Genomic DNA, 16,263 nt, shown 5'->3' on the forward strand with positions numbered 1-16,263 from the left:
CATGTTGCGACGCGGCAACCGCCATTGGCTGCCATACCCAAGCGCGCCACGACCGCTTGCGGGTAATACATAATTATAGAAACTTTTCCCTTTACCGTCACTGACAGCGTGGCTCGCGAGTGCAAATTCGCTGGGAGATCGCCCCCTCATGGCCGGAAAAACGCGTCAGTCTGGCACTTGGGAAACCATGGCTCGTGCACTCTGATGTAACCTGCTTGCATTGCGCGTTGGCATAACAGAAAGTTCGGAAAAAAGGACAAACAGAGATGGTCAAGGTCTTTATTGACGGCGAAGCCGGCACCACCGGCCTGCAGATTCGCGAGCGGCTCGACCCGATGGGCGACGTCGAATTGCTGAGCATCGCGGCCGAGCGACGCAAGGACCCTGAGGCCAAGCGCGAGTTGCTGGCCCAGGCAGACATGGTCATCTTGTGCCTGCACGATGACGCTGCGCTCGAAACCGTGGCCTTGGTCGACGAACTGGAAAAGGCTTCCGGCCAGGCGACTGGCCCCAAGATCATCGATGCCTCCACCGCGCATCGCGTGGCCGATGGCTGGGTCTATGGCTTTCCTGAACTCACCCCCGACCACGCGAAGGCGGTCGCTTCGGCGCGGCGCGTGGCCAATCCGGGCTGCTATCCCACAGGAGGCATTGCCTTGCTGCGACCTCTGGTCGATGCAGGTCTGCTGCCACCAGACTACCCGGTGGTGCTCTCTGGCTACTCCGGCTATTCCGGTGGCGGCCGCCAGATGATCGAAGCGTATGAAGTCAGCAAGTCGGCTCCTCCCATGGAGGTCTACGGCTTGGGCCTGACGCACAAGCATTTGCCTGAGCTGCAGAAATACAGCCGCCTCACCCGCCGGCCGATTTTTGTCCCGACAGTGGCCAACTTCTACGCCGGCATGATCGACCAGATCCCGGTGCAGTTTGATCTGATGAGCTGCGTGAGCAAGACGTCTCAGCTGGAAGAGGCTCTGCGCGCCCATTACCAAGGCAGCGAATGGGTGAAAGTCGTGCCCCCTGCGGCAGGTGGCCGGCTGGAGCCGACGGGGCTCAATGGCACCAACAGCATGGAGCTGAGCGTTTTTGGCAATGATGAACTGGGCCAGGCGGTGCTGGTGGCCAGGCTGGATAACCTGGGCAAGGGTGCCAGCGGGGCGGCTGTGCAGAATTTGAAGTTGATGATGGGGATTTGAGGGGGTAGGGGGTTTAGCGCCCCAGGCCGCTGAGTCTGCAAAAGCCTGCCTTTTGGCAATTCGTTGCCTGAGACTAGCCTGCCGAGATAGGCTTTTGCCTGCGGCGGGCTTTTCTGTTTTTGAACTTCCTTTCTTTCCCCCCTATCCCCCCAACCCCCTTTCCACCCCGCCGGGCGGAAAGGGGGAGCTCTCATTTGGCTTCTGGTCGCCGACTGGGCTTCTACGGCTCGAACCGTCGCCACCGTGGTTGGGGGTACATGCATTTCTCCGAAGCTGTCGTAGGCGCCTCGGTTTTGGTCTTCACGCCCACGGCGCCCAGCTGACTTTGCCGCTTTGCGGCTTGTCAGTTGGGCGCTTACTTCGTGCGTTGCAAGTCCCTTTGCCCGCAATGTCTCGCTCGCAGGCACCCGGCGAGCCGCGCAGCGGCAAAGCTGGCTGCCTGCCGTGGGCGCACCAAGGGCAGACGATGTCTCTACGACAGCCGCTACCTCCGACAGCCGCCTCAAGTGAGGCGGCGTGGCCAAGCCGAGGGTGCGGCGGATCCGGGTTTCCCGGTCCGCATCGCGCCGCCCCCTTGAGGGGGACGCGCAAAGCGCGGCGGGGGTGCTTCTCTCTATCGCCCGGCGGGGTGGAAAGGGGGCTGGGGGGATAGGGGGGAAAGAAAAATGGATGAAAGAAGGGGAGTTTGAGATTCAGGAGCCAGGTAAGAGCTAAGAGAGAAGGAGAAGAACAGGAATGGTGAGACCAAGCCTCAAACATCAATCCTCATCCCCTCCACTCACCACTTTCCGAATCGCCCCAGGTGCAAACCCCCTCGATGCCAGAAACCGCATTTGCTTTGCCCGCCCCTGAGGGTCATCGGCGGGCTCGCCGAACTTTTTCTTCCAGACCGCCCGAGCGCGCTCGACTTCGGTCTCTTCCAGGGCAGACACTGCTTCGGCAATCGCCTCCTGACTCAGTCCCTTGGCTTGCATTTCCTGCCGGACTCGCCCTGCGCCCAGGCGCCTGGCTCGGCGGTTGACCACTGACTCCACCACGCGCTGCTCGTCGATGAAACCTTTGGCTTCCAACTCGTCCAGAATGCGGGGAAGGTCGTCGCCTTCCTCCACATGGCGGGTCAGTTTGCGCGTCAACTCCTGACGGGAGTGCTCCCGGGAGGCGAGCAGTTTCAGTGCCCGCCCCTTGAGGGACAGTTTGGCAAAGCTCACTCGGTTGCAGCGGCTTCTTCAGCCTCTGCTGCTTCAGCAGCAGCCTTCTTGCCTTTGGCGCCTTTTCCTTTGCCGCTACTGGCGGCTTCCTCTACAGGCAGAAGCGGCACACCCAGGGCTTCGCGAACCTTGTTCTCGATTTCGAAGCGAAGCTCGGGATTTTCTTTCAAGAACTCGCGGGTGTTGTCACGGCCTTGGCCGATCTTCTCGCCGTTGTAGGAGTACCAGGCGCCGGATTTCTCCACCACGCGTTGCGCGACGCCGAGATCCAGAATTTCGCCTTCGCGGCTGATGCCTTCGCCGAACATGATGTCGAATTCAGCGGTCTTGAACGGAGGGGCGACCTTGTTCTTGACGACCTTGACCTTGGCTTCGTTACCGACCGCTTCGTCGCCCTTTTTGATGGTGCCGGTGCGGCGAATGTCGAGTCGAACCGAAGAGTAGAACTTCAGCGCGTTACCGCCGGTGGTGGTCTCTGGGCTGCCGAACATGACACCGATCTTCATGCGGATCTGGTTGATGAAGATGACCGTGCAGTTGGTCTTTTTGATGGTGGCGGTGAGTTTGCGCAGTGCCTGGCTCATCAGGCGTGCCTGCAAACCGGGCAGGGAGTCGCCCATTTCGCCTTCAAGTTCAGCCTTGGGCGTCAGCGCCGCCACCGAGTCCACCACGATCAGGTCCACAGCGCCGGAGCGCACGAGGGAATCCACGATCTCCAGTGCTTGCTCACCAGCGTCCGGCTGGGAAATGAGCAGGTCAGACAAGGTGACACCCAGCTTCTGGGCGTACTGGATGTCGAGCGCGTGCTCGGCGTCCACGAAAGCACACTGGCCGCCCAGCTTCTGCATTTCGGCAATGACTTGCAGGGTCAGCGTGGTTTTACCGGAGGACTCAGGGCCGTAGATTTCCACCACGCGGCCGCGGGGCAGGCCACCAACGCCCAGAGCAATGTCCAGGCCCAGCGAACCCGTGGACACCACCTGAATGTCCTCCAGTTGCTCGCCCTCGCCCAGCCGCATGATCGTGCCTTTGCCGAACTGCTTCTCGATCTGGGCCAGTGCGGCCTGCAGTGCCTTGGCCTTTTCGCCGTTGATGTTCTTTGCTGCTGCGTCCATTTTTCGCTCCTGTTTGCGTGAGTGTGTGTTCGCTTCAGTCGGTGGGTTTTTGTACAGACTGGATGCTTGAACAGGAGTGTATGACGAAATACTTTTTATAAAAGCATATTTTTGTTCAGTTTACCTGACTATTTTTTAGAATGGACTTTTTGTTGTCTTCAGTTATGTGAGGCTTGCTTCCTTCAATCTTCTTCTCTTTCGTTTCATATTTCTTCCCCCCCTATCCCCCCACCCCCCTTTCCACCCCGCCGGGCGGAAAGGGGGAGCTCTCATTTGGCTTCTGGTCTCCGACTGGGCTTCTACGGCTCGATGCGTCGCCACCGTGGTTGGGGGTACATGCATTTCGCTGAGGCTGTCGTAGGAACCTCGGCCTTGGTCTTCGCTCCCACGGCGCCCATCTGACTTTGCCGCTGCGCGGCTCGTTAGATGGGCGCTCGCCTCATGCGTCGCCAATCTCGTTGGCCTGCAATGTCTCGCTCGCAGGCCCCCGGCGAGCCGCGCAGCGGCAATGTCGGTTGCCTGCCGTGGGCGCACCAAGGGCAGGCGAAGTCTCTGCAACAGCGGTGGAGAAACTGTGGTGAGCAAGACGCAGTGGCAACCTCCCGCTCGTAGCCACCCGTCCAATTAGCAGAAGCCGAATGTTTAAAGGCTCCCCTTTCCGCCCCGGCGGGGGTGGAAAGGGGCGGGGGGGATAGGGGGGGGGGAAGAAAAAGAAGAACGAAGGAAGAGAAGTTCAAAAACAGAAACGCCGCGCCGCAGGCAAAGGACCACCTACTCATGCCAACCGAAACCCAAAACCCCACCACTCCTGACGATCGTTGGCGCATCAGCCACCTCGGCCGCCTCATGGGCCTTGCCCTGCGGCGCTTCGACGAACGCGTCCTCTATCTCATGGCGCACGACGCCCAGGTGCCCTTGGCGCTGTCCAACCTGGCAGCCAGGGCGCAGGTCGGCGCAGCGCACGTGCACATCACCCGCCACCTGGACCTCAAAGGCTCACGCTTGAGCGAACTGGCACAGCGAGCCGACATGACCAAACAGGCCATGGGGGACCTGGTTGATCAATGCGAGGCCTGGGGACTGGTAGAGCGCCGGCCCGACCCCACCGACGGCCGGGCGCGCGTCATCATCTTCACGGACACGGGGCTGGCATGGCTCAACGCATTCCGAAAAGCGGTCAAACAGGCCGAAGCAGAATTTGCCGAGCAAGTGGGCAAAGAAGTGGCCACGGTCGTTGCCATCGGGCTGGAAGCCTACGGAAGCCCATGAGATCGACGGGTCAAGCAGAAGACCCGAGGTCTTCGCTCCGGGAAGCCCCGCAGAGAGCTACCGGCCAAATTGCCTAGAATTGAAACACGTTGAGGAGACTGATTCATGCGCATCCTGATTGCAGAAGATGACCAAGTGCTGGCCGATGGCCTGATGCGCAGCCTGCGCGCTGCTGGTGCAGCCGTTGATCATGTGGCCACGGGCACAGAGGCCGACGCCGCGCTGATGACCACCGACGAATTTGATCTGCTGATCCTGGACCTGGGCTTGCCCAAGCTGCATGGGCTTGAAGTGCTCAAGCGCCTGCGCTCACGGGGTTCGGCCGTGCCTGTGCTCATCCTCACTGCCGCCGACAGCATCGAGGAACGTGTGCAGGGGCTGGACTACGGTGCGGACGATTACATGGCCAAGCCGTTCTCGCTGCAGGAACTGGAGGCCCGCGTGCGTGCGCTGGTGCGCCGAGGCATGGGCGGCGCCAGCTCTACCATCAAGCATGGGCCACTGGTGTACGACCAGGCGGGGCGCGTGGCCACCATCGACGGCAAGATGGTCGAACTCTCGGCACGCGAGCTGGGTCTGCTGGAGGTGCTGCTGCAACGCGCAGGCCGCCTGGTCAGCAAAGACCAATTGGTTGAACGCCTCTGCGAATGGGGCGAAGAAGTCAGCAACAACGCGATCGAGGTGTACATTCACCGCTTGCGCAAGAAGATCGAGAAAGGTCCGATCCGCATTGCGACCGTTCGGGGTCTGGGCTACTGCCTGGAGAAAATTCCCGGCTGAACGTACCCGACGCCATGCGCACGCGCATCACAAGACCTCGTGAGAGCATGCGCATGGACCGGGCTTGTCCGGGCCTGACCATCATCACGACATGAACAGCAAACCTGAAGAGGAAGTCGCCAGCGACAAGACACAGGTTTCCTTCGGGCTGTTTCAGCGCGAACAGCGCAGTTTGTTCGGTGAGATTCTGGACTGGATGCTCACCCCATTGCTGCTGCTGTGGCCACTGTCCCTCGCATTGACCTGGTTTGTGGCTCAGGGCATTGCCAACAAGCCGTTCGACCGGGCTCTGGAGTTCAACCTGCAGGCCCTGACCCAGTACGTGGTGAGCGAGCAGGGACAGGTCAGCTTTCGACTCACACCGCAGGCGCGCGACCTTCTGCGCGCAGACGACAGTGACCTGGTGTACTACCAGGTGCTCGACCCGCGCGGTGACCTCATCAGTGGCGAAGGCGACTTTCCTTTGCCCCATGACGACCGCCCCGCTGTCCCGGGTCAGATTCTGCTGCGTGACGATGTTCTGCGCGGCGACGAAGTCCGTGTCGCCTATGCCTGGCTGGCACGCAATGATGACTCCGGTCGGCTGGTCCTCATGCAGGTGGCAGAGACCAAAGGGAAGCGATCCACTTTGGCCACTGAAATCATCAAAGGCGTGATGGTGCCGCAGTTTGTCATCTTGCCCCTGGCAGTGCTATTGGTATGGCTGGCCCTGGTGCGAGGTATCCGTCCATTGAACTCGCTGGAGCAGCGCATCCGCGCGCGGCGGCCCGACGACCTCAGCCCGATCGAGGAATCGTTCATTCCTCAGGAAGTGGCCCCTCTGGTCTCATCAATCAATGATTTGCTCACTCGCCTGAAGGCCTCGCTCACCACCCAGCGCCGCTTTCTTGCCGACGCAGCTCACCAGCTCAAGACACCGCTGGCCGGTCTGCGTATGCAGGCCGAACTTGCCCAACGAGAAACCGATCCTCAGGACATGGTCGGAACCTTGCAGCAAATCGCACGCTCGAGCACCCGTGCCACGCATACGGTCAATCAGCTGCTGGCGCTCGCCAGAGCAGAAGGCACAGGACGTTCGTTGCCCAGCGAACCACTCGACGTTGCCCCTCTGGTCACGCAGGTGGTGCAGGATTCGGTGCCACGCGCGCTTGAGCATGGCGTCGACCTGGGCTACGAAGGTCCGCAACAGACGCCCGACTCCTGTCGCCTCGAAGGCAACGCCACCTTGCTGCAGGAAATGACTCGCAACCTAGTGGACAACGCGATCAACTACAGCGGCAAGGACGGGGTCGTCACCGTCAAGGTGCTGGCTGACCGGTTCAGCGGTGTCGTGGTGCTGCAGGTGGAAGACAATGGGCCGGGCATTCCCGAACACGAGCGGGCCATGGTGCTGCAGCCCTTTTACCGCGCGCTGGGCACAAACGTCGACGGGTCAGGCCTGGGCCTGGCCATCGTCCACGAGATCGCCCAGCAGCATGGAGCGACGATGTCGATGGAAGATGCACACAATGACCCCGCCCGGCGAGGCCTTCGCGTGTCCATCCGTTTTGCCCCCTTGCCCCACGCGGACGCCAGCGCGGCCGAAGCGCAGGCGCACCACTGAAGCGACTCAGCCCTTGAGCATGTCCAGCTGAAGGCGCTCGCGCTCTACGGCGCGGGAAACCGCAGGCAGCGCGGCAAAACGCCGCGCAATGTCGCAAGCTGCCTTGAAAGGTGAGGTGTCCATGCCGACCAGCCCGCCCCAGCGCATCAGCACCAGGGTATAGGCATCGAGGGCTCCGGGGTGCTCTCCGCCAACCCACGGCGAAGCTTTGGCCGCCAATGCATCGATCTCGGCCATCAGGCCTGGATAGGCGCTCATGGCCTGAGCCTTGACCGCTTGCTGCGCGGCCTCGTCACCGGTGAACTTCTGGGGCATGAAGATATGGGTGAAGGCAGGGTGAACCGTGTTGTTCATCCATGCGAGGGTAGACAGCGCCCGGGTTCGCTCCATGCCGCCGGCAGGCAGAAAGTGCGCGTCAGGAAACTTCGCGTCCAGATGCAACACGATGGCCATGATCTGCGTGATGACTGTGCCATCATCCACCAGCACCGGCACTTGCCCGCGCGGATTGAGTGCCTTGTATTCCTCGGAGAGCTGCTCACCCTTGTGGAGCTTGATCAGCTTGGCCTCATACTCGGCACCGGAGAGCTCCAGCAAAGAGTGAGGGACGAAGGAACAGGCACCGGGGCCGAAATACAGTTGCAGACTCATGAGTGTCTCCTCGAATGGAATGGCGAGGGCCCACGATAGCGCAGCCCCAATACCCCGTCAGTCGCTCAGGTGTTTGCCGACAATGCCTGCAATCTCGAACATGGTGACCTGGTCTTTGCCAAAAACGGGTTTGAGCTTGTCGTCTGCATTGACCTTGCGCTTGTCAGATGCATCCTGCAGCCCGTTGGCCTTGATGTAGTCCCACAACTTCTTGACGACTTCGGTTCTCGCCACGGGCTCTGCCCCAATGACGGCGGCCAGCTCCGTGCTCGGCTTCTTGCCAGGCGCGCTGGAAGGCTTGCGGGTCTTCTTGGCTGCAGCCTTCTTGGCTGGTGCTGCCTTTTTGGCCGCTGCCTTCTTGGCTGGAGCCGTTTTGCCGCCTGCGGCCGTCTTGCGCGCCGGGTATTTGGATTCACGCTTTTCGAACTCGAATGCCACCTTGCCGGCTTCTCCATCCCAGACCAGAAACGCCTTGAACGGGCGTCGCGTCCGCATGGAGATGAACTTGTCGAGCAAGTCCGTCTTCCCTGTCTCGAGCAGTTTGGCGATCTGTTCGCGTTCCACCGGTTGCTGCAGGATGATCTTGCCGCTCTTGAACTTGCAGGACGGCGTGGGCTGTGCGGCTGTTGGAACAGCCTTTTCACACACATAGTTGCTGCCGTGCTCGAACACGCTGGCGCCGCATGACGGACATTTGCCCAGCGGATCGCGGTCGGAGAAGTCCACCAGCTCGCCGGACTCCTCTTCCTTGTCGTCGCCGAAATCGAACTCGAGCTTCCAGTTCTTGTCGTCTTCGCTGAACTTCAGCACCAGCTCAGCCGCGAAAGGCCAGCCGGCTTTTGACCGGAAGCCTTGCAACGGACCAATGTGCTTGTCGCGCAGAAAAGCTTCCGACTCCTCGATTTCGAATGTTCGGCCCGCGGGCGACTTGGTAAAGGAAAAGCCACAGCCTTCGCCACCGTCTGACTTTCCGGTACAGGCATAGCGACGGTAGTTTTCTTTCACAACCCCACCACAATTCGGACAAGGCGTCGCCAGCGTGGCGTAGTTGCCGGGAATGGTGTCCCGGTCATACTCTTTGGCCTTTTTGACCATGCGCTCCGTCATGGCAGCGATTTCGGCCATGAAGGCGTCCCGGCTCAATCGGCCCTGCTCCATCTGGGAGAGTTTGTATTCCCATTCGCCCGTGAGCTCGGGCTTGGACAGCTCCTCGACCTGCAAGCCACGCAACAAGGTCATGAGCTGGAAAGCCTTGGCTGTCGGGATCAGCTCACGGCCTTCACGCAGCAAATACTTTTCAGTGAGCAGGCCTTCAATGATGGCGGCGCGGGTGGCAGGCGTGCCCAGGCCTTTTTCCTGCATGGCCTCGCGCAGCTCGTCATCGTCAACCAGCTTGCCCGCACCTTCCATGGCACCGAGCAGCGTGGCTTCCGAATAACGTGCAGGCGGACGGGTTTTCAGCCCCTTGGCCTCGATGCTCTCGGTGCGAACCGTCTCACCGGGCTCCACCGGCACCAACACCTTGCCGCCTTTGTCACCGTCTTTGCCATCCTTGCCTTCGGTTTCGTCTGCCGCTTCCTTGCCGTAGACGGCCATCCAGCCCGGGCGGACCAGCACCTTGCCTTCACTCTTGAAGTGATAGACATGCCTTGCCCCCACGCTTGCCACTTCGTGTGCATCGCTGCCCCCCGAGGGGGCGCCTCCTTGCTTGGGGCTGCCCGGCGCGGCGGAGACCGAGCTGATGCGCGTGGTCACCTGGAACTCGGCGCTGGGGAAGAACACCGCGATGAAGCGGCGCACCACCAGGTCGTAGAGCTTTTGCTCCGCCTCGGACAGGTTTCCTGGCGCCTGGAGTGTCGGAATGATGGCGAAGTGATCGCTGATCTTCTCGTTGTTGAAGATGCGCTTGGACGGCTTGATGTAGTTGTTGTCCAGCGCGGTCTTCGCGTGCGGCGCCAAGTGCTTCATACCGCTGCCGGCCAGCATCTGGAACGTGTCCTTGACGGTGCCCAGGTAATCCTCGGGCAACGCACGTGAATCGGTACGCGGGTAGGTCAACGCCTTGTGCCGCTCATACAGGCTTTGAGCCAGTTGCAAAGTGGTCTTGGCTGAAAAGCCAAAACGACCATTGGCCTCACGCTGGAGGCTCGTCAGGTCATACAGCAGGCCGCACGCCTGCGTGCTGGGCTTGGACTCTTCCTTGACGCTGGCGGTTTTGCCTTTGACGGCCTCGACAATGGCCAGCGCTTCCCGGTGGTCCCAGATGCGGTCGGCCCGGACATCCGGGTCGGCATCGTCGCCTGTGGGCTTCTTGAAATCAGGGTTGAACCATTTGCCCGGGTATTCACCTGCATTGGCCAGAAAGCTCGCGTGCACTTCCCAATAGTCGCGCGCCTTGTGGGCGCGGATCTTCTCTTCTCGTTCAACGACGATGGACAGGGTCGGGGTCTGCACCCGGCCAACCGTGGTGAGGAAGAAGCCGCCATCACGCGAGTTGAAAGCCGTCATGGCGCGTGTGCCATTGATGCCCACCATCCAGTCGGCCTCGGACCGGCTGCGCGCGGCATTGGCCAGCCCCATCATGTCTTCGTCGGAGCGCAGTTGCTCAAAGCCGTCGCGAATGGCCTGCGGCGTCATGGACTGCAGCCACAGCCTTTTGGCAGGCTTTTCGAGCGCCTGATACTGGCCGGCCTTGACGCTGCCAGCGTACTGCTGGATCAGGCGGAAGATCAGTTCACCCTCGCGGCCCGCGTCACAGGCGTTGACCAGATCGCCCACGTCCTTGCGCTTGGCCAGTTTGACCACGGCCTTCAGGCGCGACTTGGTTTTTTCGATCGGCTTCAGATCGAAATAGGGGGGCAACACGGGAAGATGGGCAAAGCTCCACTTGCCCCGCTTCACGTCGAACTGTTCGGGCGCAGCGATTTCCACCAGGTGACCCACGGCGGATGTGACCACATAGCGGTCATTTTCGAAGTGGTCGTCCTGTTTGTCGAACTTGCCTGCCACCGGCGTCAGGGCGCGAACGATGTCTTGCGCCACAGATGGCTTCTCGGCGATGACCAGAGTTTTGGAAGAGCCTTCGGTTTTCATCTCTACAATCGGTTGACACGCGTGCACGCACGCGCAGGTGCACAGGCGCCCGCGCACGCGCGCACCTGCATGCAACAACCTTACCAAAATTTCCGACCGTGACGACAAACAACCGCCGCCCCAATGCCAAGCCCCCAGCGGGCCGACGCCTCCAGACCCGACGCTCAGGCGTCCACGGCAAAGGCGTTTACGCCGTTCAGGACATTGCAGCGGGTAACCGTCTGATCGAATACACAGGTGAGGTCATCACGTGGAAGGAGGCCTTGCGCCGGCATCCGCACGACCCCAAAGACCCCAACCACACGTTCTATTTCCACATTGACGACAAACATGTCATCGATGCGAAGTATGGCGGCAATTCTGCCCGATGGATCAACCACAGCTGCAATCCCAACTGCGAAGCCGATGTCGATGGCGGCAGGGTGTTCATTGAGGCACTGAGGGACATCAAGGCCGGTGAAGAGCTTTTCTACGACTACGGCCTGGTCATCGACGCCCCCCAGACACCTGAACTCCTGGCGGAGTACCCCTGCTGGTGCGGCTCGGCCAATTGCCGCGGGACCTTGCTATCACCACCCGATGAGGATGAGAGCAGCGTCGGCAAGGGCGATAAGAAGAAAAAGAAGAAGAACAAGACCAAAGACAAAGCCAAGAAAGACAAGAAGAAAAAGAAGTCCAAAGGCGGCAGCAAGGCCTGACGACTACTGCGACCATGCCGCCCACCCCCCTGACCCTCGCCCACCACGCCGAAAACCTCTGGCAGGCCCTTCACCCGCTCTGGCCCGACTTCTCGGTCGAGGTACTGCCCAGCATTGACTCCACCAACACGGAACTCATGCGCCGGGCCCGCCAGGGCCTGGACCGTCCCGAGTTGCTGGTCGCTGAGGTGCAGACCGCGGGGCGCGGCCGCCTTGGAAAGTCCTGGCACAGCGAGCCAGGGCAGTCACTTGCGTTCTCCCTGGCGGTGCCCATGGCTCCTCAAGACTGGTCGGGGCTGTCTCTGGCTGTGGGCGTCAGTGTGGCCCAGGCGCTGGGCGAAGACGTCATGCTCAAGTGGCCCAACGATCTTTGGTACCAGGGCAGAAAACTCGGTGGCATTCTGGTAGAGACAGCCATGCCGGCCCAGCCGGCAGCGAGCGGCTCGGCGCGAGTGGCCGTGATCGGTATCGGCATCAATATCGCCAGACCGCCCGGTACGGCCGTGCAGCTGGCGCCACACGCAAATGGCTTGCCACCCGTCGCTCCGGCAGGACTGGCGGAGATCCAGATGGGTGTCACGGCAGGAGAAGCGCTGGAAGCCGTCTGCAAGCCCCTGGCCACCGATATCGGTCACTTTGTCCAGGACGGCTTTGCAGCGTTCCTGCAACGCTTCAGAGCGCGCGATGCCCTCGCTGGATGCGACGTGGTACTGTCGGACGGCACCCAAGGCGTGGCATCCGGCGTCGATGCCGACGGCGCTCTTCTGGTGCGAACCGGTTCGGGCATGCGAGCCATCAACAGTTCTGAAGTGAGTGTAAGACCATGCTGAGATGGACGGTGGGGCTTCTTTTGGCAGCGAACGCCTTGTACTTTGCCTGGACTCAGGGGTACCTGGGCGGGCTCGGGTTCGCACCAGCGATCGAACGCGAACCCGAACGCATCAGCAATCAGGTCAACCCGGACACCATTCGGCTGCTCAACGGCATGCCTGCCGTGTCATCGGAAAGCAGCGCCGAGACCGGTTCCATGCCGGTGGCCCAGACTGTCGAGGCTGCCACGCCGGACGCTACTGCCGACTCCGCACCTGCTGAGCCAGACGATCCGCCTGCTCCGGCTGAAACCGGAGCGGTGGCCGGAGAAACCAGCATTGCCGCAACGCCTGTGTCCAACGTAGCCACGTGCTGGGTCGCTGACGGGCTGTCGGTAGAGCAAGGCAACGCTTTGCAGCAGGTCCTCGCCTCGCGAAGCGACCTGCAAGGGCTCTACGACTTCAAGTCGGAAAAGGGCGGCGGGCGCTGGATTGTGTACATGGGAAAACTGGGCGAGCAGACCATGCAGCGAAAGAAGAAGGAGCTGCGCGAGTTCAAGGTGGAGTTTCGCGAAGTGCGCAACTCTCCACTGTCGCCAGGGCTGGCGCTGGGCACTTTCTCGACCGAAGAAGCAGCTGAACGCGGCCTGGAGATCGTGTCAAAGAAGGGCGTACGGACCGCGCGGGTCGCCCAGGAACGCCCCGAAAGAGACTATGTCACGATGACACTGCCAGCCGTGACCAGTGACCAGAAGGCCAGGTTTGACGAAGTGCTGGCTGCTTTTGAGGGCACTGCACTGGAGCCGTGCAATCCGGCAGAAGAGCAGCAGTGATCGCTCGGGCTTCGGCCCGGCACGGCACCACCGCAGACCGCGCACCCTACCAGCCGGTCAGGCGAGCCCAGATACTGCGTTTCTGGTTTTCCGCCGCAAAGAACGGGTCGGCGCGCACCCGCTCGTCAACCGCTCCGCGTGATTTGGCCAGGGACTTGGCCGCTTCCACCATGGGCGGTGGCCCTGCGACAAACACACTCGCCCCGGACAAATCGGCGTGATCTTCGGCCACGGCTTCATGAAGCATGCCGGCACGCGCCGGGATGTCGCAGAAGCCATCGTCGGAGAGCACAGGCACGAAGGTGATGCCCCGGGTCTCCACGATTTTCTTGAGGTACTCATAGGCATAGAGGTCCCGCTGACCCCTGACGCCGTGATAGAGATGGATCTGCTCCCCCGGAACACCCTGCATCAGTGCGGCTTCCAGCACGCTGAGCATGGGCGCCAGACCAGTCCCGCCTCCGAGCAGCAACAAAGGACCTCCTTCGCTGGCGTGATGCGGCTCCCAATGCGCTTCTCCAAATGGTCCCTGCACCTCCACGGTTTCACCCGGCTCCAGAGCGGAAGCCACAAACTGACTGACTTGACCGTTGGGGACGATGCGCATGTGAAAACTCAGCTTCCCTTCGGCCCTGGCGGTCGCCATGGAATAGCTGCGGGCCGGCAGGCCGGGAAACCGCAACTTGGCAAACTGGCCCGGATGGTATTCAAAGCAAACACCCTCGGGCACGGCCACCTCGACAGCCACCACGTCGTGTGCCACCTTGCTGGCCGAAAGCACTCGCGACTTGAACTTCAACACCGGGTAGATGATGCTGGGGTTGTTCAGCCAGCGCAGCGCAATGTCTCCATCTGCTTTCGAGCGACAGGCCAGGATCTTTCCCTCCTCGCGCTCCTCGGGCGTGAGTGCCAGAGGGCTGTGCTTCTCCATCGTGACCTCGCCACTGAGGACCTGGCACTTGCAACTGCCACATTCACCGGTGCCGCACCCATGCGGAAAGGGAACGCCCGCATCCAGCGCGGCGTCGAGAATACGCTGCCCTTTCGTCTCAAACGTCTGTGGCCACTGATCGATCCGAACCGTACCCATGGTCTGGCTCCTCCCTGAACTGAACGATGCTGAAAAGGCCTGCCTGCGCGGCGGGCCACCCGAGGCGACAGGCCCGCTCAGGGCGCAACCGCGAGACGCAAGGGGTGAACGTGACGGGTATGGCGAACCTGGTTGTGATCGAACACCGCCACCCACATGAACACATCGCTGGCAATGGCCTGGTCATACTGGCTGCCCGTGTCCAGTGCTCGCGACGCTTCAATGGTCCACCACCCGTCTTTCCACTGGGCGTGGGCCTGGACGTCGCCGCGGTCGCCTTCGAATGGCTTGTCAGATACAACCGACGGAATCACTGTTCCAACGGGAATGTTGGCGTCGAGCTCTTCCGTATAGGGAACGAGTTCACCCTTTGGAATCGCGTACAACTCACCCATGTCGCTGACATCCGGGTTGGGATCAAACGAGCCCATTCTCTCCAGCACCAGATTGATGTCATTTGGCAGGGCCTTGAGCTTGACGTAGTCGCTGTCAGGAATTTTCTCGAAAAGCGATTCGAAGCCTCCGGCCGTCTTCGGGTCCTGGGTGTAGCCCGCGGTATAGCGGCCCGAAGGCTTGGGCTCCATCGGAGCCCCAAAGTAGTTGTCATCAAACTGGTTCAAGGTGCCTGACCGCACGCTCTTCCAGTGCCACACATCGGCCAGACTGCCATCGGTGGTGGCGTGCAGGCCCAGCCCGTTGCCCGGACCGGGTTTGTCCTTGAATGGCTTGGGGCCAATGTTCATGGTATTGCCGCCTGCAATCGGCGAAGGCGCCAGCATCACGGCGAACTTGTCTTCGTAATAGTCGTTTTCGTCGTTGATGAAATACTGAGAATGCATGAGCTTCCAGCCTTCAGCGGTTTTCTGAAGCGGAATGTGCTTCTGGCTGCGGGTGGCATCCTGCCAGCGGAACAGGAAGTAGGCGCGGTTGTCATCGCGCACCGCCTTCACGTGCACGGCCACCTCACCGCTGTCGTTGGCCAGATTGAAGCCACGCGACGTATGAACAATCGCCTCGGGCGCATCTGCCCAGGCCTTCTCTTCACCATTGCCATCGAGCACGGGCGCCGCCTCAGTGCGCACCACACTCAATGTGTCCTGTGCAGAGCGATCAGCCAGATAGGCCAGCGCCGTACCCGCCAGGCCGAGGGTCAGCGCCGTGACCGCCCCCATGCCATAAGCCATGCGAGGAGAGACGATCTTCAGCAGCTGACGCAATCCGCCCATGAGCAGCTGCGCCACAACGTGCAGAACGATGTAGAAGACGAATGCCCAGGAAACGAGCTTGTGCACCACTACCAGCGCTTCGGTGGGCAATGCGCCAGGGAAAAAGTACAACAGTGTCCCGGTGATGGCGGCCAACGCCAGCAGGGCCAGCGCACCCCAGTAGATCAGTTTGTTGATGGCTGTCCAGCGCGCGTGGCGATCAGGGCTGCGCAGACTGCTGCCGCGAAAACTCAAACGGCCGCCCAGACCCTGGGTCACCAGAAAGCCCAGATAAGCGATCACCAGCCCTGTGAGCAAGCTGGCGCTGACAAAGTGCCAGTGCTCGACGTTGCCCTGGAGCACAAAGAAATCCACCCACCGCATCCAGTTACCTGTATCGGTCATGCTGACGATGCGCCAGCCGGTGGAAACGCTCACCAGAAGCGCAATCACCATCCCCCAGTGCAGGACCATCGTGGGCAGGTCCGACTTCTTGTTGGTCAGATCGTTTTGGTAGTTCATATCCCTCTCACATTCCTCGCAAGGTTGCAACGCGTGACATATTACCGATTCGATCCGTAACAAGACGTACCTTTGTCGTCATTTCTGACAGGCCTCTATCCCAAAAATAATTCCTAAGTCCTATGAAAAACAATGATATTTGGCGAGATGACCACCGTTACAACTGGTTTGACGGTGTCAAATGGAACCTA

General features: G+C 61.0%; 13 protein-coding genes. 7 read left to right on the plus strand and 6 right to left on the minus strand.

What is annotated here, in order from left to right; translation table 11 throughout:
* The first annotated feature begins 266 nt into the window (after positions 1 to 266).
* The gene (argC, locus tag ABWV89_RS10430) at positions 267 to 1,196 is read left to right on the plus strand and encodes an N-acetyl-gamma-glutamyl-phosphate reductase (protein WP_353396352.1); all 930 of its coding nucleotides are present in this window, start codon (positions 267 to 269) and stop codon (positions 1,194 to 1,196) included.
* A gap of 758 nt (positions 1,197 to 1,954) precedes the next feature.
* Here the strand turns inward: argC and recX are convergent.
* Entirely contained in the window at positions 1,955 to 2,404 is a 450-nt protein-coding gene (recX, locus tag ABWV89_RS10435) for a recombination regulator RecX (protein WP_353396355.1), read from the minus strand.
* On the minus strand, positions 2,401 to 3,519 hold the full coding sequence (gene recA / locus ABWV89_RS10440) for a recombinase RecA (protein WP_353396358.1): 1,119 nt from the start codon (positions 3,517 to 3,519) through the stop codon (positions 2,401 to 2,403). Before recA ends, recX begins: the two co-directional genes overlap by 4 nt.
* A gap of 777 nt (positions 3,520 to 4,296) precedes the next feature.
* Between recA and ABWV89_RS10445 the strand changes: the two genes are divergently transcribed.
* The 3 genes from ABWV89_RS10445 to ABWV89_RS10455 all read left to right on the plus strand — a co-directional run bounded on the left by ABWV89_RS10445 (position 4,297) and on the right by ABWV89_RS10455 (position 7,171).
* The gene (locus ABWV89_RS10445) at positions 4,297 to 4,788 is read left to right on the plus strand and encodes a MarR family winged helix-turn-helix transcriptional regulator (protein ID WP_353396361.1); all 492 of its coding nucleotides are present in this window, start codon (positions 4,297 to 4,299) and stop codon (positions 4,786 to 4,788) included.
* A gap of 105 nt (positions 4,789 to 4,893) precedes the next feature.
* On the plus strand, positions 4,894 to 5,568 hold the full coding sequence (locus ABWV89_RS10450) for a response regulator (RefSeq protein ID WP_353396364.1): 675 nt from the start codon (positions 4,894 to 4,896) through the stop codon (positions 5,566 to 5,568).
* Between the two features lie 91 nt (positions 5,569 to 5,659).
* Complete coding sequence (locus tag ABWV89_RS10455) at positions 5,660 to 7,171, plus strand: sensor histidine kinase (RefSeq protein WP_353396367.1); 1,512 nt, start codon at positions 5,660 to 5,662, stop codon at positions 7,169 to 7,171.
* Between the two features lie 6 nt (positions 7,172 to 7,177).
* Here the strand turns inward: ABWV89_RS10455 and ABWV89_RS10460 are convergent, their stop codons facing one another.
* Positions 7,178 to 7,822 (minus strand): glutathione S-transferase family protein, encoded by a 645-nt coding sequence (locus ABWV89_RS10460; RefSeq protein WP_353396370.1) that lies wholly within the window; start codon positions 7,820 to 7,822, stop codon positions 7,178 to 7,180.
* A gap of 57 nt (positions 7,823 to 7,879) precedes the next feature.
* Positions 7,880 to 10,915 carry a DNA topoisomerase III gene (locus tag ABWV89_RS10465; protein WP_353396372.1) on the minus strand — a complete coding sequence of 1,012 codons (3,036 nt, stop codon included), beginning with the start codon at positions 10,913 to 10,915 and terminating at the stop codon, positions 7,880 to 7,882.
* A gap of 98 nt (positions 10,916 to 11,013) precedes the next feature.
* Between ABWV89_RS10465 and ABWV89_RS10470 the strand changes: the two genes are divergently transcribed.
* From ABWV89_RS10470 to ABWV89_RS10480, 3 genes are read left to right on the plus strand one after another with little or no spacing between them, the layout of a single operon-like run.
* Positions 11,014 to 11,613, plus strand: coding sequence for an SET domain-containing protein (locus ABWV89_RS10470; protein WP_353396374.1), 600 nt, complete (start codon positions 11,014 to 11,016; stop codon positions 11,611 to 11,613).
* A gap of 14 nt (positions 11,614 to 11,627) precedes the next feature.
* On the plus strand, positions 11,628 to 12,443 hold the full coding sequence (locus ABWV89_RS10475; RefSeq protein ID WP_353396376.1) for a biotin--[acetyl-CoA-carboxylase] ligase: 816 nt from the start codon (positions 11,628 to 11,630) through the stop codon (positions 12,441 to 12,443).
* Complete coding sequence (locus ABWV89_RS10480) at positions 12,437 to 13,255, plus strand: hypothetical protein (protein WP_353396378.1); 819 nt, start codon at positions 12,437 to 12,439, stop codon at positions 13,253 to 13,255. The genes ABWV89_RS10475 and ABWV89_RS10480 overlap by 7 nt, the downstream gene beginning before the upstream one ends.
* 46 nt (positions 13,256 to 13,301) lie before the next feature.
* On the opposite strand, the gene ABWV89_RS10485 is transcribed toward ABWV89_RS10480, so the two are convergent.
* Positions 13,302 to 14,345, minus strand: a complete 1,044-nt coding sequence (locus ABWV89_RS10485) for a 2Fe-2S iron-sulfur cluster-binding protein (protein ID WP_353396381.1) — start codon at positions 14,343 to 14,345, stop codon at positions 13,302 to 13,304.
* Positions 14,346 to 14,422: 77 nt separating this feature from the next.
* Complete coding sequence (locus tag ABWV89_RS10490; RefSeq protein ID WP_353396383.1) at positions 14,423 to 16,072, minus strand: ethylbenzene dehydrogenase-related protein; 1,650 nt, start codon at positions 16,070 to 16,072, stop codon at positions 14,423 to 14,425.
* Positions 16,073 to 16,263: the final 191 nt, after the last annotated feature.

The organism is Hydrogenophaga sp. 5NK40-0174, from assembly GCF_040372165.1.
In the GTDB taxonomy this organism is placed as follows: domain Bacteria; phylum Pseudomonadota; class Gammaproteobacteria; order Burkholderiales; family Burkholderiaceae_C; genus Hydrogenophaga.

Excerpts from the sequence above, each read along its gene's own strand:
- ABWV89_RS10485 (WP_353396381.1), bottom strand. The coding sequence starts at position 14,345 with ATGGGTACGGTTCGGATCGATCAGTGGCCACAGACGTTTGAGACGAAA.
- ABWV89_RS10475 (WP_353396376.1), top strand. The coding sequence starts at position 11,628 with ATGCCGCCCACCCCCCTGACCCTCGCCCACCACGCCGAAAACCTCTGG.
- ABWV89_RS10450 (WP_353396364.1), top strand. The coding sequence starts at position 4,894 with ATGCGCATCCTGATTGCAGAAGATGACCAAGTGCTGGCCGATGGCCTG.
- ABWV89_RS10480 (WP_353396378.1), top strand. The coding sequence starts at position 12,437 with ATGCTGAGATGGACGGTGGGGCTTCTTTTGGCAGCGAACGCCTTGTAC.
- ABWV89_RS10445 (WP_353396361.1), top strand. The coding sequence starts at position 4,297 with ATGCCAACCGAAACCCAAAACCCCACCACTCCTGACGATCGTTGGCGC.
- ABWV89_RS10465 (WP_353396372.1), bottom strand. The coding sequence starts at position 10,915 with ATGAAAACCGAAGGCTCTTCCAAAACTCTGGTCATCGCCGAGAAGCCA.
- recA (WP_353396358.1), bottom strand. The coding sequence starts at position 3,519 with ATGGACGCAGCAGCAAAGAACATCAACGGCGAAAAGGCCAAGGCACTG.
- argC (WP_353396352.1), top strand. The coding sequence starts at position 267 with ATGGTCAAGGTCTTTATTGACGGCGAAGCCGGCACCACCGGCCTGCAG.
- ABWV89_RS10490 (WP_353396383.1), bottom strand. The coding sequence starts at position 16,072 with ATGAACTACCAAAACGATCTGACCAACAAGAAGTCGGACCTGCCCACG.
- ABWV89_RS10455 (WP_353396367.1), top strand. The coding sequence starts at position 5,660 with ATGAACAGCAAACCTGAAGAGGAAGTCGCCAGCGACAAGACACAGGTT.
- ABWV89_RS10460 (WP_353396370.1), bottom strand. The coding sequence starts at position 7,822 with ATGAGTCTGCAACTGTATTTCGGCCCCGGTGCCTGTTCCTTCGTCCCT.